Source organism: Arthrobacter globiformis (assembly GCF_046536215.2).
Classification (GTDB): Bacteria; Actinomycetota; Actinomycetes; order Actinomycetales; family Micrococcaceae; genus Arthrobacter; species Arthrobacter globiformis_E.
The window spans coordinates 2,037,793-2,058,347 of the sequence record NZ_CM143421.1; the positions used below are offsets into that span (position 1 = coordinate 2,037,793).

Consider the following 20,555-nt stretch of genomic DNA (forward strand, 5'->3'; position numbering starts at 1 on the left):
CCTTCTGTCTGGCGGTTCCCGGCCCGGCGGCTTTGCGGTGGGGATCCGCTGTTTGTCTTTGTGGGGGTTCTGTCCGGTTCAGTGATTACATCTGATTTATCTGATGTCAGACATCTGACGGAAGAACATGACCAAAAGCATAGGAGGGTGACGAGCGTTACGTCAAGGCGAAGCGGCTGAAGCCTGGAAATGGCAGGCCAGGGAGGCCGGTGGACTGAAGAAGGCGGCCGGAGACGACCGGTGGACGACAGGAAAATGCGGGCTACAGGTCAGGACCTGGACGCCCTGCAGGACCCGGAAAACCCAGGCCTAGGTGCGCCGGCAGACGCTAGGAGCGCTGGCCATGCACGTAGCGCTCGTAGTCCTCGAAGGTCTGGTCCATGTGCTCGTCCATGGCCTTGCGCGCCAGCTCGGCGTCGCCGGTGAGGATGCTCTCCAGCACGCGCTGATGGAAGGCGATGGCGTGGCGCTGGATCTCCTCGATGGCCGACGTCTCGCGGCGGGCGCGGTAGAGGGACTGGCCCAGCTGCGCCAGGAGGGCACGGACAAACGGGTTGCCGGAGGCCTTCAGGACGGTGTCGTGAAAGGCGATGTCGGCCGCCACGAACCCGTCAAGGTCGCCGGCCTGGTGATACCGCTTCATGTCCGCGATGGACGCCCGCATCTCCTCGGCATGTTCGGGGGTGTGGCGCCTGGCGGCGAGCGCGGCGGCACCGGTTTCCACCATGCGCCGGACTTCGATCAGCCCGCGGGACACCTGGTCGTCCGCGTTGCCGTGCGAGGCCGCCTTGATGATGGCGTCGAGGCCTGTCCAGTTGTCTGCGGGATTTACGAATGTCCCGCGGCCGGCTTTGACGTACAGGATGTTCTGGGCCCGGAGTGCCTTCAGGGCTTCCCGGGCGGTCAGCCGGCTGACGTCGTAGGCCTTGGCGATGTCAGCTTCGGGCGGCAATGCGTCATGCGGCTTCAGCCTGCCGTCGAGGATGTCGTCCAGCAGACCGTCAACGAGGTCGTCAACAAGTGTTCTGCGCCCCACCGACTGCCCTACTTTCGCCTTGCCTGATGCCCCCAACACTACCGAAGCCGGGGCAGACGCAGTAAAAAAGGCCCAAAAGTGCGTCAGCTTGCGGCCTGGGCACCCGTAACGTACGCGTCCAGCCTGGCGAGCGTCCTGTCGATATTCTCGGGATGGCGGCGCAGATAGCCGGCGAGCCGAAGCAGGAATCTGCCGCGGACATGGCGCGCATCCCACTGTTCGGTGACGAGGGTTCCGGGCACGCCGCTGCTGTCTGCGCCCGGCTCCAGCAGGTAACGCCACACGTGCCCGTAGAAGTGGCGCCAGGCGATCCGGCGGCCTTCCTCGAACTCGGTGACGGTGTTGAGAATCCGGTAATTGACCCGGATTTTCATCTCCATGCCGAACCTGGCCCCAGCTCCGAGGCGCCCCGGGCCCCTGGGCTGGGCGCCCTTCACGGTGCCCGAACCGTCGATTTCGCTGTGCCGCGCGGGCGTGGCCAGGATCTCGAAGATCCGGTCCGGCGCCGCGGCGATGAAGCGGTCCCGGGACACCAGATATCGGTTGCTCATCGGCCCAGCCTATTCTCCCGGTTATGGGGCAGAATTTGAGGATGCAGAATTCAACGCGGAATTCAGGAACAATGCAGACCCCGGACACAATGCAGAACCCGGGCACAGAGCCGGCCGGAGACACAGTGCAGGCCCGAGACACAACGCCGGATGCAGAGGCTGCGCTGAGTGCGGCGCCGGATGACGTGCGCCGGCCGCGGATCGGCATTCCCGTACGGCTGAGCAGCTCGGCGGACCCGGACCCGCGGGTGGCCAAGGCCAACAGCCTCTTCGGCTGCATCGTCAGCCTCATCCGCGACGTCGGCGGGGAGCCGGTGCTGCTCACCCCCGAATCCTTGGAAGGGCTACCGGCGGGCGGCCTGAACAGCGCGCCGTCCGGCGGAATTTCCGACGGCGGACCCTCCGACGGCGGTAAGGTGCCGGACGCGCCCGAGGCTCTTGACGGCGTCGTGCTTCCCGGCGGCGGGGACGTTGACCCGCGCCTCTACGGCGAGGCGCCGGGGCCCTCCCTCTATGACGTCAACGCAGAGCAGGACCGGCTGGACATCGCGGTGGCGCGGCGCGCACTCGATGCCGGCACGCCGGTGCTGGGGATCTGCCGCGGCCACCAACTGCTCAATGTCCTGTACGGCGGAACGCTGGTCCAGGACATGACGCCGGGCACCGTGCCGCACCGCCAGATCCCGGCAGCGGCCAACAGGCCCTGGGTCTGGCACGAGGTGACCATCACCCCGGGGTCCAAAGTGGCGAAGATGTACGCCGCCGTCGAAAATCCGGAAGCCGGCGGGACGGGGTCCGGCGGCACAGCGCCCCGGACCACCGCTGATGCGGCCGCGGGCAAGGCAGCAGACGCTGCCGCAGCGGGTGATGCGGCCGCCGTCGAGGTCAAGATCGCTTCGGGCCACCACCAGGCTGTGGACCGGGTGGCGCCGGGGCTGCTGGTAACCGCCGTGGCGGATGACGGCACGGTGGAGGCCCTGGAGGACCCCGAGCGGTGGGTCGCGTCGGTGCAGTGGCATCCGGAGGCCCTGGAACTGACCGAGGAGCAACGGCTGGCACCGTTCAGGGTGTTCGTGGAGGCCTGCCGCACGCGCTGAGTGCCCGGGGCGCCCACCAGCCGCCCGGACCGGCCGCGTTCCCACACTGCCGCCTTCCTGGAATGGCGACTTCCTTGACTGGCGGCGCCCTCCTGCTATGATCAAAATCAGAGTATGTCCTAACAAACGGACATGCACTGACATACAGGCTTCTGGACGCAGGAACCTGCAGCACAAAGGGAGCACTCAATGGCGAACCAACTTCACCTCAGCATCGACCGCTCATCGCCGGTGCCGCTGTACCATCAGGTCGTCCAGGGCATTGAAGCTGCCATCCACACCGGCCTGCTGGAACCTGGGAGCCGGTTGGAGAACGAGATCGACCTCGCCGCCCAATTGAACCTCTCGCGCCCCACCATGCGCAAGGCAATGGACGAACTGGTCCGCTCGGGGCTGCTCGTCCGGAAGCGGGGTGTCGGCACTCAGGTGGTGTCGAGCCAGGTCCGCCGCCCCCTTGAGCTGTCCAGCCTGTACGACGACCTGACCAACAACGGCAGCAAGCCCACCACCGAAGTGCTCACCTTTGCGCATGTCGAGGCCGACGCCGCCACCCGGGAGGCCCTGCACCTCGCTGCCGGGGCCAAGGTCTACCACTTCACCAGACTCCGGAAGGTGGGCGGCAAACCGCTGGCCCTGATGGAGAACTGGGTGCGCGACGACATCACCCACATCGACGAGGACCTGCTCAGGACGCAGGGCCTGTACAGCATCCTGCGCAGCGGCGGCGTCAACTTCCGGCTGGCCACACAGCGCATCGGGGCCATGGTGGCCAATGACTACCAGGCTCCGCTCCTAGAGACCGAAGCCGGCTCGGCCCTGGTGACCATGGAACGCACCGCCGTCGATGACACGGGGCGGAACGTGGAAACCGGACACCACGTCTACCGCGGCGATTCCTACAGCTTCGAAATGACACTCGTCCAGCGCTAGCCCGCAGCGGCAGCGGCAGCACGCAGGGGCGGCAACATGCCGGCCGTTGCGCAGGTCCGCCGTGCCACGAACCGACCACCACACCTCCGAAAGGACACCAACTTATGGCCGAATGGGTCTACCCCCTGGGCAGTGCAGCCGAAGGCTGCTGGGACGTTTCGCTGGGAACGTCCGACTCGAAACTTGCCGTGGAAGGCTGGGAACACACGGGACTGAAGGTGGCCACGCTGGCCCCGGGCGCCGTCGTCGAACTTCCCCCTGCTGCGGAGGAACGGATTGTCATCCCGCTGAGCGGGGCGTTCACGGCCACCGTGGACGGGCTGGACCACCCCCTGGCCGGGCGGGCCAGCGTGTTCAGCGGCCCCACCGACGTGCTGTACACCGGAACGGACAAGGCGGTGACCGTCACGTCGTCCGACGGCGGCCGGGTTGCCATTGCGACGGCGCCCGCCAGGGTCCAGTACCCCACCCGCCTGATCACCGCGGCTGAAACGCCCGTGGAGCTTCGCGGCGCCGGGAACTGCTCGCGCCAGGTCCACAATTTCGGCACCCCCGCCGCACTGGAAGCCGACCGCTTCATCGTCTGCGAGGTCCTCACCCCCGCCGGCAACTGGTCCTCCTACCCTCCCCACAAGCACGACGAGGAGAAGGAGGGCGAGACCCAACTCGAGGAGATCTACTACTTCGAGACGCGGGTGGCCGCCGCCCCGGGTTCAAACGGCCCCGGCCGGAATGCGGACGCGATCGGATACCAGCGCGTCTACGCCTCCGACCACCGGCCCATCGATGTCTCGGCCGAGGTCCGCACGGGCGACGTGGTGCTGGTGCCCTACGGCTGGCACGGCCCAGCGATGGCCGCACCCGGCTACGACATGTACTACCTCAACGTCATGGCCGGTCCCGGCCGCGTGCGCGACTGGCTCATCAGCGACGATCCGCACCACGGCTGGGTACGCCAGACCTGGGACAGCCAGAACCTGGACCCCCGGCTGCCGTTCGGGGCCTGAGTTCTGCCGGGCCCTCCGCCGCGTTTTGGGCGCGGCGGCCCGGAACTAAAGGCGCGCGACTAACGGACGGAAACGGGTCCGACGTCGGCCGGTTCAGCCTGGACTGAACCGGCCGCTTCCGTCTCCGCGCGTGTTTGGGACGCGGCCGTGGCGGCAGTTGCCTCCGGAACCGCAACCCGACGGGCAGTTGCCTTGGCACGGGCGGCGGCCCCGGCCATCACCACGAGGCCCACCAGAGTGATCGCCGCCCCGGCCCAAATGGGCGAGGTGTAGCCCAGGCCGGCGGTGATGGTCACGCCGCCGAGCCAGGCGCCCAGGGCGTTGCCCACATTGAACGCGCCGATGTTGGCTCCGGACGCCAGCGTGGGTGCCTTGGCCGCGTACTTCATGACGCGCATCTGCAGGCCGGGCACCGTCGCGAACCCGAAACCGCCCAGGAGCAGCAGCGAGGCGACCGTGAGCACCTGGCTGCCCGCACTCAGGGCGAAAACCACCAGCACCACGACGAGGACCGAGAGCACGACGAGCAGGGTGCGGTCGACGTCGCGGTCGGCCGCCCTGCCACCGAGGGTGTTGCCGACAAACAGGCCCACGCCAAAGACAATCAGCAGCCACGGCACGGTGGAGGCGGCGAATCCGGAGACCTCGGTGAGGGTGAAAGCGATGTAGGTGAAGGCACCGAACATTCCGCCGTAGCCGAGGATGGTTACCAGAATGGACAGCCACACCTGGCCGGAGCGGAAGGCGCGCAGCTCGCTGCGGACGCCGCCGTTTGCGGTGTCGCCCGTCCCTGCCTTGGGCACCAGGGCAAGGATGCCGGCGAGCGCCAGCACTCCGATGCCGGTGATCGCCCAGAAGGTGGAACGCCAGCCTGCGGCCTGCCCCAGCAGCGTGCCCAGCGGAACCCCGAGGACATTGGCGGCCGTGAGTCCGGTGAACATGATGGCAATGGCGGCGGCCTTCTTCGTTGGCGGGACCATCCCCGCAGCAACCACTGCCCCGATGCCGAAGAAGGCGCCGTGCGCGAGGGCGGCAACCACCCGGCCCGCCATCATGGCCCAGTAGTCCGGGGCAATGGCGGACAGCAGGTTGCCGGCGATGAAGAGCACCAGCAGCACGGCCAGGACGGGCTTGCGCTGGAAGCGGGAAACCGCAGCGGTAAGTCCCAGCGCTCCCACCACGACGGCGAGGGCGTAGCCGGAGATGAACCAGCCGGCGGAGGCTTCGCTCACCCGGAAGTCCGCGGCCACTTCAGGGAGCAACCCCATGATGACGAATTCGGTGAGTCCGATGCCGAACCCGCCAAGGGCTAGGGCTATCAGGCCAACAGGCATGGGTGTGCTCCTTCGGAACTGTACTGAATGGGGAGCGCGGCGTAAGGTATTAGTTGCAGGCGCGCTATATTTCGTTGCACAAGCAAATATTGCACAAAAAGATATAGCGCGCAAGCAACTATCTGCCGTGCTCTGTTCCGAGTGAGCCGGAGAACTGAAGGAGGAGAGCCCGTGGGCATCAAGGACGACGCCGTGGAGGTTCGCGCCCAGGGATGGCGTACCCTGGCGGCCCTGCACGGGCTGATCGAGGCCGAACTGGAACGGTCGCTGCAGGGGCAGGCGCAGCTGTCCGTCGTCGAATACACGGTGCTGGACGCGCTCAGCCGGCAGGACGGGTGGCACATGCGCATGCAGCAGCTGGCGCGGGCCACGGCTCTCAGCGCCAGCGCGACAACCCGGCTGGTGAACCGGCTGGAGGACCGCGGCCTGCTGACCCGCATCCTGTGCGCGGACGACCGCCGCGGCATCTACACAGAACTGACCGACAGCGGAAGCAAGCTGCTCGCCGAAGCGCGGCCGGTCCACGACGCCACCCTCGAGCGGACCCTCGCCGAGGCGCAGCAGGTCCCGGAGCTGGCACCCCTGGTGGACGCCCTCCCCCGGCTCCACGCCGGCGTCTGACCGCGCGGCCACCCGCCGTCGGTCATCCCCGCCCGGCCAGCCACCCGCCGTCGGACATCCCCGCCCGGCCGGCCACCCGCCGTCGAACGCCTTTTCCTGACGAGTTTTTGTCCAGATAATGCCCCCTCGAGGGCCTCGAGAGGGCATTATCTGGTCAAAAACTCCGTAGTGAGAGCGGCTTAGTGCACCCGGATTCCGGCTCCGGCGCCGGCCTGTGATTCGGGGCGGGTCGTTGCTTCGGGGTCAGTCTTAGATTCGGCGCCAGTCTCAATTTCGGCGTCAGTCTTAATTTCGACGGCGACGCCCGCCTGATGCTTGAAGTAGTGCTCCACGTCCTCGAGGCTCTTGTCCTTGGTCTCGGGAACGTACTTGGCGGCGAACAGGATCGCACCCACTCCAAGGACGGCGAACACGAAGAACGTGTTGGAGATGCCGATGGCCGCGAGCAGCTGCGGGAAGCCGAAGCCGATCAGGAAGTTCACGATCCAGAGCACGAAGGCCGATGCCCCCATGCCCAGGCCTCGCAGCTTCAGCGGGAAGATCTCCGAGAGCATCAGCCATGTGACCGGCGAAATGGCCCCCTGCTGGAATGCGAGGAACGTGACGGTCAGCGCCAGGATCACGTAGCCGCGGCCGGTGCCCTCGGGCAGTACCAGCGAGAACAGGCCGATCAGCAGCAGCGCCGAGGTGGTGCCGACCTGCCCGGTGATGAGCATACGGCGCCGCCCCACCTTGCCGAGGAGCCAAATGCCCGCGAAGGTGGCCAGCACGGAGATGACACCGTTGGCGATGTTGGCGCTCAGCGCCGCTTCCCGGCCGAAGCCGGCATCCGCCAGGATCTGCGTGCCGTAGTACATGATGGAGTTCACGCCGGTGATCTGCTGGATCACGGCAAGGCCGACGCCGACGAAGAAAATCCGCCGGAGCCAGGGAACCTGCAAGTCCTTCCAGGAACCCATCTTGGATTTGTAGTCCTCCACGGCCATGGCCTTGACTTCTTCGAACTCCACCGTGGCCTCGGCCTTGGAGCGGATGCGCTGGAGCACGCCGAGGGCCTCGCCGAAGCTGCCCATCGAGGCGAGCCAGCGGGGGCTTTCGGGCATGAAGGCCATGCCGATCCACAGGGCGACCGCGGGCAACGTGGCGATCACCAGCATCCAGCGCCAGATGCCCCCGGCCTCGCCGAAGGTGTTGACAAGGTAGGCGTTGAAGATGAAGGCGAGCAACTGGCCGGTGACGATCATGAGCTCGTTCTGCGTCACGATCCGCCCGCGGCGCGCCGACGGCGACACCTCCGCGAGGTACACCGGCACCGTCACGGACGCGCCGCCCACGGCCAGGCCGAGGATGAAGCGGGCCGCCACCATGAACTCGGTGCTGGGTGCCAGGGTGCAGGACAGCGTCCCGACCAGGAAGATGACGGCCAGGACCATGATCATCTTGCGGCGGCCGTTCCGGTCCGCCAGCCGGCCGCCGAAAAGTGCACCGAAGGCGGCGCCGAAGAGCAGCGACGACGTGACCACGCCCTCGGCCAGCGGGGTCAGTCCCAGGTCCTCCTGCATGTAGGGCAGGGCACCGTTGATGACGCCCGTGTCATAGCCGAAGAGCAGGCCGCCGAAAGTGGAAATGATGGTGACGGTGCGGAGCGCCCGCTGGTGTTTTAAGTCGGCCTTCCCAGAAGGCGCGGCCGTCATACGCTGACCTTCTGCACGTACTGCTTCATGGTGTCCAGCTGGAAGCGGGACACCTCCTCGGCGTTCTCGTTTTCGGCGAAGACGCTGGAAACCATGACGGTGTCATCCCGGTCCAGGAAGCCGATTTCCTTCAGGCCGCCGAAGAACTCGTCCCAGTTCACGTCGCCGTCGCCCATCTTCAGGTGCTGGTGCACCCGGACGGCGTTGCCCGGCGGGTTGGTGATGTAGCGCAGTCCGTGCGAGGCGTGGTGGTCCATGGTGTCGGCCACATGGACCAGACGGAGCCTGTCCCCCGCGGCACGCATGATGTCCAGCGGCGAGTTCTTCATGTGGAAGCTGTGCGAGGCCACGTAGACCATGCCGACGTTCTTGGAGTTCAGGCCGCGGATGACGCGGATCGCAGCGAGGCCTTCCTCCACGAAGTCGTCCGGGTGCGGGTCGATGAGCAGGTCGATGCCTTCACGCTCAATGATGGGGAGCAGTTCCTCCATGGAGCGGTAGAACGCCCGCTCGGATTCCTCGGCGAGCTCCGGCCGGCCGCTGAATTCGGTGTTCATGGTGCTCACGCCCAGGTCCACGGCGATCTGGATGGCGCGCTTCCAGTACCGCACCGCCGCCTCACGGGCATCCTCGTCCGGGCCGGACCAGCGCAGCACAGGCAGGATGGACGCGATTTCGATTCCCGCGTCGGTGCACGCCTTCTTCAGCTGGCCCACCAGGTCGTCGTCGGCCTTGGGGTGGTTGTAGAAGGGGATGAAATCCGGGTGCGGCGTCATCTGCATGTACTTGTAGCCAAGGTCGGCCACCACCTTGGGGAATTCCAGCAGGCTGTGGCTGTGGTGGAAGGGGGTGGGATCAAGGGCGATTTTCACGAGGAACACTCCATTGTGGAAAGAGACGGGTAACGAACGGAGTTTTTGTCCAGATATCGCAACCTCGAGGGCCTCCAAGTCGCGTTATCTGGACAAAAACTCCAAAGGTGGCCTAGCTGTAGAGGGCGGGCTTGGCGTTCAGCTTCACGGCGACCTTCTCGCCGTTCTTCTGGGCCTCCACGCCGGCTTCGCAGCAGGCGGCCGTGGCGTAGCCGTCCCAGGCGCTGGGTCCACCGATTTCGCCGCGGAGCGCGGCATCCACCCAGGCCTGGATTTCTACGTCGTAGGCGGCGCCGAAGCGCTCCTCGAACCCGGGCGTGACCTTGCCGCCCCAGCGGCCGTTGCTGCGCAGGTACGGTCCGCTGTCGCCGCCGATGCTGACGATGCCGTCTTCGAAGGAGGCCTGCGTGGCCACTTCGTAGCCGAACTTCGCGTTCACGTAAATTTCGACGTCGGCCAGGACTCCGGATTCGGTTTCGATCAGGACGTGCTGGGGGTCGTGCTGGCCGGCCGGGGCGTTCTTGGTGGCCTTGCCGAGGCGGACCTGGACGGAGGTGATCTCTTCACCGGTGAAGAAGCGGATGGCGTCGAACTCATGGACCACGGAGTCGTTGATGAGCATCTCGTTGGTGAAACCGGCGGGGGTGCTCGGGTTGCGGTGCTGGTGGTGCAGCATCAGCAGTTCGCCCAGCTCGCCGTCGCGGATGACAGCGCCCAGGGCGGCGTATTCGGCGTCGAAGCGGCGCATGAAGCCCACCTGGATGCGCTTGCGGCCCAGCTTCTCCTCGGCCTGGACGATCTTCCAGGATGATTCGGCGTCCGGCGTCAGCGGCTTCTCGCACAGGATGGGAATGTCCTTGGCGATGGCCTTGAGCAGGATCTCCTCGTGCAGGAAGCCCGGGGTGGCGATGAGGACGGCGTTGACGTCGCCGTTGTTCAGCGCCTCGTCGGCGTCGGCCAAGGCCACGGCCCCGGGGATGCCTTCGATGGCGGCCCGGGCGCGGGCCAGGTCAACGTCGACGACGGCGGCAACTTCAGCGCCGTGGATGCGCTTGCTGAGGCGCTGGATGTGGTCCGCGCCCATGCGGCCGGCGCCGATAACGGCGACGCGAAGGGTTTCAGTCATTGTTCTTTCCTTACGTTTTGGAATGCCGGGGCGGAGGCTAGTTGACCGCCGTGCGGGAACCGCAGGACAGCAGGTAGTTCTTGGTGCGCTTGGCGATGGGCATCGGTACGTCGAAGGCTACCGGGTACATGTCCTGCTCGACGATGCCGAAGATCGGCCGATCCAGGGCCTCGACGGCTTCGATGACCGCGCGCAGGTCCGGCAGGCCGTTGGGCGGCTCGGTCATGACGCCGGCCAGGTTGGCAGCCGCCCAGGTCATGTTTTCCTCGTTGACCTTCTTCAGGACGTCCGGGTTTATCTGTTTCAGGTGCAGGTAGCCGATCCGGTCCGGGTAGTTCTTGATGAGCTCCAGGCTGGAGGCGCCGCAGTATTCGGCGTGGCCGGTGTCCAGGCACAGGTTGAGGTACTGCGCGTCGGTCGCGCCGAGCAGCGTTTCGATGTCCTCCTGGGCGCCGACGTGCGAGTCGGCATGGGAGTGGAACTGCTGCTTGAGGCCGAAGTCCTCGAGCAGCGTCTTGCCGAGCCGGTTGTGGCCGGCGAACAGGTCGCTCCAGGCCTTGTCGCTGAGGGTGCCGCTCTCCACGGCCTCACCGGTGACGTCGTCACGCCACATCGCGGGGATGACCACGATGTGCTCCCCGCCCATGGCCGCCGTGAGTTCGGCGACCTTGCGGGCCGGTTCCCAGGCCGACTCCCACTGGTCAAGGCCGCGGTGGAAGGCGGTGAAGACCGTGCCGGCGCAGACCTGCAGGTCGCGCTGCTTCAGTTCCGCGGCGAGGCGGGCGGGGTCGTTGGGCAGGTAGCCGTAGGGGCCCAGTTCGATCCACTTGTAGCCGGATTCGGCCACCTCGTCCAGGAAGCGCTCCCACGGGGTCTGCTTGGGGTCATCCGCAAACCACACGCCCCAGGAGTCGGGCGCGGTGCCGATGATCAGCTTGTTCTCTGTCATGACTGTTCCTTCTCATCGATTGCTCCGCAGACGCCCTTACGGACGCTCAAAACGGCGGTTACGGAGCGATCGATGGTGGTGTGGGGATTAGTTGGAGGGGAAGTTGTAGGAGGCGCCGGAGGCGTGGGTGGGTTCGGGCCAGCGGGAGGTGACGACTTTGCCGCGGGTGTAGAAGGAGACGCCTTCGGGGCCGTAGATGTGCTTGTCGCCGAAGAGCGAGGCCTTCCAGCCGCCGAAGGAGTGGTAGGCCACCGGGACGGGCAGCGGCACGTTGATGCCGATCATGCCGACGGTCACACTGCGCTGGAACTTGCGGGCGGCGGCGCCGGAGGAGGTGAAGATCGCGGTGCCGTTGCCGTAGGGGTTGGCGTTGATCAGCTTGATGCCGTCTTCGAGGGTGTCGACGCGGACGACGACGAGGACGGGTCCGAAGATTTCCTCGGTGTAGGCGCTCATTTCGGTTTTGACGTGGTCCAGGACGGTGGGGCCGACCCAGAAGCCGTCTTCGTGGCCGGGGATGACGAGGTCGCGGCCGTCCACGACCATCGCAGCACCAGCCTGCTCGGCTTCGGTGACGATCTTGACGATGCGGTCCTTGGAGGCGGGGGTGATGACCGGGCCCATTTCGGCCCCGGGCACGGTGCCGTTGTTGACCTTGACGTCGAGGGCGCGTTCTTCGACCTTCTTGACCAGCAGGTCGGCGGCGTCCCCGACGGCGACGGCGACGGAGATGGCCATGCAGCGTTCCCCGGCGGAGCCGAACGCAGCGGCGGCGAGGTGGTCGGCGGCGTTGTCCAGGTCGGCGTCGGGCAGGATGATGGCGTGGTTCTTCGCCCCGCCGAGGGCCTGGACGCGCTTGCCGTGCTTGGTGGCGGTTTCGTGGACGTACTTGGCGATCGGGGTGGAGCCGACGAAGGAGATGCCGTCCACGTCCGGGTGGGTCAGCAGCCCGTCGACGGTTTCCTTGTCGCCGTGCAGGACCTGGAACACGCCGTCGGGCAGGCCGGCGTCCTTCCAGAGCCCGGCGAGCAGCAGGGAGGCGGAGGGGTCGCGTTCGGAGGGCTTGAGGATGAAGGCGTTGCCGGTGGCGATCGCCATCGGGGCCATCCACAGCGGCACCATGACGGGGAAGTTGAACGGCGTGATGCCGGCGACGACGCCGAGGGGTTCGCGGAAGGAGAAGACGTCGATGCCGGTGGAGACCTGGTCGGAGTAGTCGCCCTTGAGCAGGGACGGGATGCCGCAGGCGAACTCGATGACTTCCAGGCCGCGGCCGATCTCGCCCTTGGCGTCGGAGAGGACCTTGCCGTGTTCGGCGGTGATCAGCTCGGCCAGCTGGTCCACGTGTTCGGCGACGAGTTCGCGGAACTTGAACAGCACGGCGGTGCGCTTGGCCAGGGAAATGTCACCCCAGGTGTCGGCGGCCTTGCGGGCGGCGGCGACGGTGGTGTCCAGGTCCGCGCGGTTGGCCAGGCGCAGCTCGGCGCTGACCTGCCCGGTCGCCGGGTTGTAGACCGGGGTGGTGCGGTCGCCTTCGCCGGCGGTCTCGGCCCCGTTGATGAAATGGTTGATGGTGGTGGTGACGGTCGTCGTTGACATAGAGATGACTTCCTTCGTCTGGCTGTTCGGAAAGACTGCGGCCTGGGGGTTAGCCGAGCAGTTTGCGCTGGCGGTTCTTGTGGTCGGTGTAGGTCTGGTAGGCCTGCTGGGTGGAGTCGAGGTCGGCGACCTGGGAGACGGGCACGTCCCACCAGGATTCGGAAGACGGGGCGTCCAGCAGCGGGTCGGATTCGACGTGGATCACGATCGGGCCGCCGCGTTCGGGGGCTGCCTTGGCTTCGCGGATGGCCTGTTCGAGTTCGGCGATGGCCTTCTCGCCCGGTTCGATCCGGATCACCTTCACGCCCAGGGACTCGGCGTTCAGGGCCAGGTCCACCGGCAGGGTCTCGCCCTCGTCGAAGGAGTGCTTCTCTTCGTCCAGGGTCCGGTACTGGGTGCCGAAGCGCTGCGAGCCGAGGGATTCGGAGAGCGAGCCGATGGAGGCGTAGCCGTGGTTCTGGATCAGAACCACGATCAGCTTGATCCGTTCGGCGACGGCGGTGACCAGTTCGGTGTGCATCATCAGGTAGGAGCCGTCCCCCACCATCACGACGACGTCGCGCTGGGTACCGCCTGCCTTGGCTTCGGCGATCGCTGCGCGCTTGACGCCCAAACCGCCGGGGATTTCGTAGCCCATGCAGGAGTACGCGTATTCGACGTGGTAGCCGAACGGGTCACGGACCCGCCACATCTTGTGCAGGTCACCCGGCAGCGACCCGGCGGCACAGATGACCACGTCCTGCGCGTCCATGGCCCGGTTGGTGGCGCCGATGATCTCGTTCTGCGCCGGCAACGGCGTGTACCGGGTGTCGAAGGCCGTATCCACCGTGGTGTTCCAGCGCTTCTTCTCGGCCGCGATCTTCTGCTCCAGGTCGGCGCCCACGCGGTAGCCGCCCAGGGCCTGGTTCAGCTTGACGAGGGCCTTGCGGGCGTCGGCCACTATCGGCAGGTTGGTGCCGTGCTTGTACGCGTCGATCGGGGCGACGTTGATGTTGATGAACTTCAGGTCCGGGTTCTGGAACGCGGTCCGGGAGGCGGTGGTGAAGTCCTCGTAGCGGGTGCCGATGCCGATGATCAGGTCCGCTTCGGCCGCGAGGGCGTTGGCCGCCGTCGTGCCGGTGGAGCCGATCGCGCCGAGGGAGTACTTGTGGTCCCAGGGCAGGACGCCGACGCCGGCCTGCGTGTTGCCCACCGGGATCCCGGTCAGTTCGGCGAACTTCGCGAGTTCGTCGTTGGCGTAGGCGTAGAGGACGCCGCCGCCGGCGATGATCAGCGGCCGCTTCGCGGCCCGGATGGCTGCGGCGGCGCGGGCGATGTCGTCGTCGTCCGCTTCCGGGCGGCGGATCCGCCACTCCCGCTCGGCCAGGAACTCCTCGGGAACGTCGAATGCCTCGGCCTGGACGTCCTGGGGCAGCGAGATGGTGACCGCGCCGGTTTCGGCCGGGTCGGTGAGGACGCGAAGGCCGTGGTGGAACGCGGAGAACAGCTGCTCGGGGCGGGTGACCCGGTCGAAGAACTTGGACAGCGGCCGGAACGCGTCGTTGACCGTCAGGTCGTAGGCGTAGGGCTGTTCGAGCTGCTGCAGCACCGGATCCGCGGCACGGGTCGCGAACGTGTCCGACGGGAGCAGCAGGACCGGCAAACGGTTCGTGGTGGCCAGCGCGGCGCCGGTGAGCAAGTTGGACGAGCCCGGGCCGATGGAGGTGCTGATCGCGAACGTCTGCCTCCGGCGGGTGTGCCGGGCATACCCGACGGCCTGGTGGGACTGGGCCTGCTCGTTGCGGCCCTGGTAGTACGGCATGATCGTCGGATCGAGCTGCTGGTACTGCTTCAGGGCCTGGCCCACACCGGCCACGTTGCCGTGCCCGAAGATACCGAACGTGCCCGGGATCAGGCGCTCACGGAAATCGACCCCACCTACGGAATCAACGGTGTACTGCTTGGAAAGATACTCGACCACGGCCTGCGCCACGGTCATCCGGCGGGTTCCAGTTCCTGTATTCGTCCCCATGGGAAGTTACTCCGATGCTTCTGTGGTGTGGTGGAGGAGTGAGGCGGCCGCGGCAACGGCGCCGGCGACATCGCCGTCAGCCGGGTAGAGCAGGGTCCTGCCGACGGTGAGTCCCTGCACGCCGGGGAGGGCGAGTGCGGCTCCCCAGGTGGCGAACACCTCGTCCTGGGTGCCTGCCGGGTCTCCGCCGAGCAGCACGGTGGGCATGGTGGTGGCGGCCATGACGCGTTCCATCTCCGCGACCACGGGCAGTTTCATCCAGGTGTAGGCGCTGGTGGAGCCCAGGCCTTCGGCGATGGCGATGGACTTGATCACGGCGTCCGGGCTCAGGTCGTTGCGGACCCGGCCGTTTTCCCGGACGGACAGGAAGGGCTCCACCATGGCGATCAGCTTGCGCTCGGCGAGCGAATCGATGGCCTTCGCGGTGGCTTCGAGCAGCGAGACGGTGTCCGGGTCGCCGAGGCAGATGCGGGTCAGCATCTTGCCGCCGTCCGCGCCCAGCTCTTCCAGCGCTGCGGCGGTGTGGCCGGTGAAACGGTCGTCGAACTCGTTGACCAGGCCGGCGAGTCCGCCGCGGTTCATCGACCCGAAGACCAGCTTGCCTTCCAGCGCCCCGAGGAGCAGCAGGTCATCCATGATGTCTGGCGAGGCCAGGATGCCGTCCACTGCCGGGTTGGCCAGCGCGATCTGCAGGCGGTCCAGCAGCTGGCGGCGGTCCGCCATGGCCACCGGGTCGTTGCCGACCGAGAGGGCGCCGCGGGCCGGGTGGTCGGCCGCGACGATGAAGTTCTGCCGGCCGTGCTTCAGGCCGGGGTGGCGGCGGCGGGCCTTCGCGGCCCGGGAGATGGCCGACGGGTCCTCGAGCCGGATGGTGCTCAGGTGCTCGTAGCGGCGGGGGTTGTCATCCACCGCGAGGGTAGCGGTGCCGGGATTGAGGCTCACAGGGCCGCTCCTTCGGGAACAGAGATGGTGGGGACAGCATTGCCGGGAACCAGGCGTCCGCGCTCGGCGAGCAGCGAGGTGACCTCGGCCGGCGTCGGCATCGCATCGGCGCAGGACAGCCGGGAAGCGACAATCGCGCCGGCCGCGTTCGCGTAGTCCAGGACCTGGGCCAGCGGCCAGCCCGAGAGCAGGCCGTGCACGAAGGCGCCGCCGAAGGAGTCGCCGGCACCGAGTCCGTTGACGGTCTCGACCGGGACGGGGGCGGAAACCACGCGCTCGGTGCGGGTCTTGGCCATCACGCCCTCCGGGCCGAGCTTGACGACAGCGATTTCCACGCCAGCGTCCAGCAGGCGCTCCGCCTGCTCATCCGGGGTGCCCGGGCCCACGGCCACGGAGCATTCCTGGTCGTTGCCGATGGCCACGGTGACGTGCGGCAGGATCCGGGCCACCTGCTCCCGCGCTTCCTCCTCGGAAGCCCAGAACATCGGCCGGTAGTCGAGGTCCAGGATGGTGTACTGACCCTCCTTCAGGCCGGTGCGGGGCCGGGCTTCGTGGGCCTTGATGTGCGCCGCGCGGCTGGGCTCCTGGCACAGTCCGGTCACCGTGGACCAGAAGATCTGCGCGTCCCGGATGGCGTCCGTGTCCAGCTCCTCGGCCTTGATCTGCAGGTCCGGTGCGGTGGGGAAACGGCCGTAGAAGTACAGCGGGAAGTCGTGCGGCGGCTGGATGGCGCAGAACGTGGCCGGCGTCTGAAGGCCCTGGACCGGGCTGACGAAGGAATCGTCCACGCCGAACTTTTCCAGTTCGCCGTGCAGGTACTTGCCGAACGGGTCATCGCCGGTGCGGGTGATTACGCCGGTCCGGCGGCCGTGGCGGGCAGCGGCAACAGCAACGTTGGACGGCGAGCCGCCGAGGTACTTGCCGAAGGACGAGACATCCTCCAGTCCTACCCCGATGTCGTTCGGGTAGATATCAACGCTGATGCGCCCGATCGTGAGCAGTTCGTGGGTCACGGTAATCGTGGACCTTTCTTTTGGATCTCAACCTCTAAGCAGCCGAACGGCCAAGGCTCCGGCGTTCCGCGGCCCCGTGAGCGGGACCACATGAACTACTGTGCCCTAGAATTTATGTCCTGTCAAAAGTTTGTACTGACATACTTACAACAAGCAGAACTGCGTCCGAAAAGCGTAGTTGCGCAGGTGCTCCCAAGGATGCGGGAGGGCCGTATCCCCGCCTTTATTTCTTCGGCACGGCGAGTTCGCCGGTGACATACTGGGCTCGGCCGAATCCGAAGGACCAGTCCCCCGCAGTGTTCTCGACATAGCCGATAAAAACGTCCTCGCCGGCGACTCCCAGCGCCGCCAATTTCTCCGCCACCGCAGCAAAGAGACTCTGCTTCGCTTCCTGGCTGCGCCCGCCCTGGGTGAAGATCTGGATCATGATGACGTCGCGGGTACGCTCGAAGCCAAGCCCGGCATCCTGCGCCACAATCTGGCCCGGTGCGTGCTCGGTGACAATGTGGAAGTAGTCGCGCTCCGGGATGCCGTATTCAGCCAGAATGGCGTCGTGGATGCCGCGGCTGAGGCTGTTGAGTTCATCGCGGCCGCGGCCGGAGTGGACGTCGATTCGAACGAGAGGCATATCGTCTCCTTTGATAGTTTGTCCTGACATACTATCAAACTAATTTAAGCATGCAAGGCCCCCAACTAGGTAGCAGCACAGGGCGTTCCCAGCGCTGGGAACGCCCTGTGCTGCTACCTAGTTGGGTGTTAACGGACGACGGCGGCCGGTGACCTTCACGGGGAAGGTCACCGGCCGCCCGTCGCATGGTTTATTCGAGGTGCGGGTTGTTTGAGGTGCGGGCGCTACTTGGCCAGCGCCTCCTCGAGCCGCTCGTAGCCCTCGCGCAGTCCCGCTTCCATGCCGGACTGGGCCATGCCGTCGCGGGCTTCCAGGCTGGGATAGACGGAGTGGGCCCGCAGCCGGCACCTGCCTCCGCCCAGGTCCTCGAAGCTCATGAATTCGATGCTGACAACGTCCGGGTAGCCGCTGAACTCGAAGGTCTGGATGGCGAAGTCGTTTTCACGGACGGTATGGAAGACGCCGCTGAAGGCGTACGCCACCCCGTCCGGGCCGGTGTGGTGGTACAGATACGTGCCTCCGGAACGGAAGTCATAGTGGTCGATATCGATCTTCGTGCCGTGCGGGCCCAGCCACTGCGCGATCAGCCCAGGGTCCTTGTGCGCGCGGAACACCTCCGAAACCGGAAAATCGAACTCCCGCTCAAAGTCGATGAACGGGACGCCGTCGGGGACGGTGAGTTTTAGTGCGTTGCTCATGATCGGTCCTTCCTGGCTGGAGCCAAACCGTAGACCTCAAACCCTCCGAGGGCAATGGTTAAAAAGAAACGCGGGGTCACTCTGCGCCCAATCCGGGGGGTGGATTGGGCTGGGAGTGACCCCGCGTTGCCTGAGGTGAGGCTTAGAGCGCTGCGTAGACTTCGCGCAGCAGCTTGGCGGTCTCGGACGGCGTCTTGCCGACCTTCACGCCTGCAGCCTCAAGGGCTTCCTTCTTCGCCTGGGCGGTACCGGCGGAACCGGAGACGATGGCGCCTGCGTGGCCCATGGTCTTGCCTTCCGGCGCAGTGAAGCCTGCCACGTAGCCGACGACCGGCTTGGTGACGTTGGCCTTGATGAAGTCGGCGGCACGCTCTTCGGCGTCACCGCCGATTTCACCGATCATCACGATGGCCTTGGTCTCCGGGTCAGCCTCGAACGCAGCCAGGGCGTCGATGTGGGTGGTGCCGATGATGGGGTCACCGCCGATGCCGATGGCCGTGGAGAAGCCGAGGTCGCGCAGTTCGTACATCATCTGGTAGGTCAGCGTGCCGGACTTGGAGACGAGGCCGATGGGGCCCTTGCCGGTGATGTTCGCCGGAGTGATGCCCACGAGGGCCTCGCCCGGGGTGATGATGCCGGGGCAGTTCGGTCCGATGATGCGGGTGACCTGGTTGCCGTCGGCGTCGACCTTGGACTGTGCCAGTGCCCAGAACTCGGCGGAGTCCTGGACCGGCACGCCTTCGGTGATGACGACGACCAGGCCGATGCCGGCCTCGATGGCTTCAACGACGGCGTTCTTGGTGAATGCCGGCGGGACGAAGACGATGGAGACGTCGGCGCCGGTCTCTGCCATGGCTTCCTTGACGGTGCCGAAAACGGTGATCTCGTTTTCGCCGTGCAGGACGGTGGTGCCGGCCTTGCGGGCGTTGACGCCGCCCACGATGTTGGTGCCGGCTTTGAGCATGAGGGCGGTGTGCTTGGTGCCCTCGCCGCCCGTGATGCCCTGGACGATGACCTTGGAGTCCTTGTTCAGATAAATAGACATGTTTTCTTTCCTAGATCTCGACAGGCTCGATCAGCGGGCGTTGGCGAGCTCGGCGGCCTTGTCGGCGCCCTCGTCCATGGTGGCGGCCAGGGTAACCAGCGGGTGGTTGGCCTCGGCGAGGATGCGGCGGCCTTCTTCGACGTTGTTGCCGTCGAGGCGGACAACCAGCGGCTTGTTGGCGGAGTGGCCCAGCTCGGCCAGTGCGCCCACGATGCCCTTGGCGACAGCGTCACAGGCGGTGATGCCGCCGAAGACGTTGACGAACACGGACTTGACCTGCTCGTCGCCCAGGATGACGTCCAGGCCTGCGGCCATGACCTCGGCGGAGGCTCCGCCACCGATGTCCAGGAAGTTGGCGGGCTTGACGTTGCCGTGGTTCTCGCCGGCGTAGGCGACGACGTCCAGGGTGGACATGACGAGGCCAGCACCGTTACCGATGATGCCGACTTCGCCGTCCAGCTTGACGTAGTTCAGGTCCTGCGCCTTGGCCTTGGCCTCGAGCGGGTCTGCCGATTCCTTGTCCTCAAGCTGGGCGTGCTTGGGGTGGCGGAATTCGGCGTTCTCGTCGAGGGTGACCTTGCCATCGAGGGCAACGATCTCGCCCGCGCCGGTCTTGACCAGCGGGTTGACCTCCACGAGGGTGGCGTCTTCCTTCTTGAAGACGTCCCAGAGCTTCAGAATGACGCCGGCGACCTTGCCGCGCAGTTCTTCAGCGAACCCGGCGGCAGCGACGATTTCGTCAGCCTTGGCCTGGTCGATGCCCACGGCAGGGTCGATGGCTACCTTGGCCAGGGCCTCGGGCCGCTCAACGGCGAGCTGCTCGATCTCCATGCCGCCTTCAACCGAGCACATGGCCAGGTAGTTGCGGTTGGCCCGGTCCAGAAGGACGGAGAAGTAGTATTCCTCGGCGATGTCCGCACCCTGGGCGATCATCACCTTGTTGACGGTGTGGCCCTTGATGTCCATGCCCAGGATGTTGGTGGAGTGCTCAAGTGCCTCATCGGCGGATTTGGCAACCTTGACGCCGCCAGCCTTGCCGCGGCCACCGACCTTAACCTGTGCCTTGACGACAGTTACGCCGCCGATCTTCTCGGCAGCTGCCTTTGCTTCTTCAGGGGTGTGCGCCACGATGCCGGCGAGCACGGGTACACCGTGCGCTTCGAACATATCGCGCGCCTGATATTCAAACAGGTCCACGGTTTGTGTCCTTCTACGTCGAAGTAGTTTCTGTACAGCCGGACAACACCAAAAGGTGCGGACCGGGCTGCGGAATTAACGCGCCCTGCGGCAGGTCCGGAAACGAGCCACGCGGCGCAATGCTCCTTTGGGAACTCTAGTCCTTTGGAGGGACCGGCCCGTTCCAGACTACCTGTTCTGTGAGTAAGGACACTATTCTATGGAC

19 protein-coding genes are annotated in these 20,555 nt (G+C 66.3%); 4 read left to right on the forward strand and 15 right to left on the reverse strand.

What is annotated here, in order from left to right; all coding sequences use genetic code 11:
• Positions 1-328: 328 nt before the first annotated feature.
• The gene (locus R5O87_RS09065; RefSeq protein ID WP_003804580.1) at positions 329-1,036 is read right to left on the reverse strand and encodes a FadR/GntR family transcriptional regulator; all 708 of its coding nucleotides are present in this window, start codon (positions 1,034-1,036) and stop codon (positions 329-331) included.
• An 83-nt stretch (positions 1,037-1,119) separates the two neighbouring features.
• The gene (locus R5O87_RS09070) at positions 1,120-1,587 is read right to left on the reverse strand and encodes an SRPBCC family protein (protein WP_410557762.1); all 468 of its coding nucleotides are present in this window, start codon (positions 1,585-1,587) and stop codon (positions 1,120-1,122) included.
• A gap of 41 nt (positions 1,588-1,628) precedes the next feature.
• Here R5O87_RS09070 and R5O87_RS09075 point away from each other — a divergent pair, with 41 nt between their 5' ends.
• The 3 genes from R5O87_RS09075 (at position 1,629) to iolB (ending at position 4,621) form a co-directional block, all read left to right on the forward strand.
• Entirely contained in the window at positions 1,629-2,684 is a 1,056-nt protein-coding gene (locus R5O87_RS09075; protein ID WP_410557763.1) for a gamma-glutamyl-gamma-aminobutyrate hydrolase family protein, read from the forward strand.
• Between the two features lie 189 nt (positions 2,685-2,873).
• A complete protein-coding gene (locus R5O87_RS09080) occupies positions 2,874-3,614 on the forward strand; it encodes a GntR family transcriptional regulator (protein ID WP_410557764.1) in 741 nt (246 codons plus the stop codon).
• Positions 3,615-3,718: 104 nt separating this feature from the next.
• A complete protein-coding gene (gene iolB, locus R5O87_RS09085; RefSeq protein ID WP_410557765.1) occupies positions 3,719-4,621 on the forward strand; it encodes a 5-deoxy-glucuronate isomerase in 903 nt (300 codons plus the stop codon).
• 59 nt (positions 4,622-4,680) lie between these two features.
• Here the strand turns inward: iolB and R5O87_RS09090 are convergent, their stop codons facing one another.
• The gene (locus tag R5O87_RS09090; protein WP_410557766.1) at positions 4,681-5,955 is read right to left on the reverse strand and encodes an MFS transporter; all 1,275 of its coding nucleotides are present in this window, start codon (positions 5,953-5,955) and stop codon (positions 4,681-4,683) included.
• Positions 5,956-6,126: 171 nt separating this feature from the next.
• On the opposite strand from R5O87_RS09090, the gene R5O87_RS09095 reads away from it, so the two are divergent.
• A complete protein-coding gene (locus R5O87_RS09095; protein WP_236807221.1) occupies positions 6,127-6,576 on the forward strand; it encodes a MarR family winged helix-turn-helix transcriptional regulator in 450 nt (149 codons plus the stop codon).
• 179 nt (positions 6,577-6,755) lie between these two features.
• Here R5O87_RS09095 and R5O87_RS09100 read toward each other — a convergent pair whose 3' ends face one another.
• From R5O87_RS09100 to sucC, 12 genes are all read right to left on the reverse strand, one after another.
• Positions 6,756-8,270, reverse strand: a complete 1,515-nt coding sequence (locus R5O87_RS09100) for a sugar porter family MFS transporter (RefSeq protein ID WP_410557767.1) — start codon at positions 8,268-8,270, stop codon at positions 6,756-6,758.
• A complete protein-coding gene (locus tag R5O87_RS09105) occupies positions 8,267-9,142 on the reverse strand; it encodes a sugar phosphate isomerase/epimerase family protein (protein ID WP_410557768.1) in 876 nt (291 codons plus the stop codon). The genes R5O87_RS09100 and R5O87_RS09105 overlap by 4 nt, the downstream gene beginning before the upstream one ends.
• Before the next feature lie 112 nt (positions 9,143-9,254).
• A complete protein-coding gene (locus tag R5O87_RS09110; protein ID WP_410557769.1) occupies positions 9,255-10,268 on the reverse strand; it encodes a Gfo/Idh/MocA family protein in 1,014 nt (337 codons plus the stop codon).
• A 37-nt stretch (positions 10,269-10,305) separates the two neighbouring features.
• The gene (locus R5O87_RS09115) at positions 10,306-11,217 is read right to left on the reverse strand and encodes a sugar phosphate isomerase/epimerase family protein (protein ID WP_410557770.1); all 912 of its coding nucleotides are present in this window, start codon (positions 11,215-11,217) and stop codon (positions 10,306-10,308) included.
• Positions 11,218-11,304: 87 nt separating this feature from the next.
• Positions 11,305-12,816 carry a CoA-acylating methylmalonate-semialdehyde dehydrogenase gene (locus tag R5O87_RS09120; protein ID WP_410557771.1) on the reverse strand — a complete coding sequence of 504 codons (1,512 nt, stop codon included), beginning with the start codon at positions 12,814-12,816 and terminating at the stop codon, positions 11,305-11,307.
• 49 nt (positions 12,817-12,865) lie between these two features.
• Positions 12,866-14,794 (reverse strand): 3D-(3,5/4)-trihydroxycyclohexane-1,2-dione acylhydrolase (decyclizing), encoded by a 1,929-nt coding sequence (gene iolD / locus R5O87_RS09125; RefSeq protein WP_410557778.1) that lies wholly within the window; start codon positions 14,792-14,794, stop codon positions 12,866-12,868.
• Between the two features lie 39 nt (positions 14,795-14,833).
• On the reverse strand, positions 14,834-15,769 hold the full coding sequence (locus R5O87_RS09130) for a Cgl0159 family (beta/alpha)8-fold protein (protein WP_410557772.1): 936 nt from the start codon (positions 15,767-15,769) through the stop codon (positions 14,834-14,836).
• Positions 15,766-16,782, reverse strand: coding sequence for a 5-dehydro-2-deoxygluconokinase (gene iolC, locus R5O87_RS09135; RefSeq protein WP_410557773.1), 1,017 nt, complete (start codon positions 16,780-16,782; stop codon positions 15,766-15,768). Before iolC ends, R5O87_RS09130 begins: the two co-directional genes overlap by 4 nt.
• A gap of 223 nt (positions 16,783-17,005) precedes the next feature.
• On the reverse strand, positions 17,006-17,410 hold the full coding sequence (locus tag R5O87_RS09140) for a tautomerase family protein (RefSeq protein ID WP_410557774.1): 405 nt from the start codon (positions 17,408-17,410) through the stop codon (positions 17,006-17,008).
• Positions 17,411-17,634: 224 nt separating this feature from the next.
• Positions 17,635-18,108: an SRPBCC family protein gene (locus tag R5O87_RS09145; RefSeq protein WP_410555330.1), complete on the reverse strand. Its 474-nt coding sequence runs from the start codon at positions 18,106-18,108 to the stop codon at positions 17,635-17,637.
• A gap of 142 nt (positions 18,109-18,250) precedes the next feature.
• Positions 18,251-19,153 (reverse strand): succinate--CoA ligase subunit alpha, encoded by a 903-nt coding sequence (gene sucD, locus R5O87_RS09150; RefSeq protein ID WP_003804619.1) that lies wholly within the window; start codon positions 19,151-19,153, stop codon positions 18,251-18,253.
• A 30-nt stretch (positions 19,154-19,183) separates the two neighbouring features.
• On the reverse strand, positions 19,184-20,350 hold the full coding sequence (gene sucC / locus R5O87_RS09155) for an ADP-forming succinate--CoA ligase subunit beta (RefSeq protein ID WP_003804621.1): 1,167 nt from the start codon (positions 20,348-20,350) through the stop codon (positions 19,184-19,186).
• Positions 20,351-20,555 lie beyond the last annotated feature (205 nt).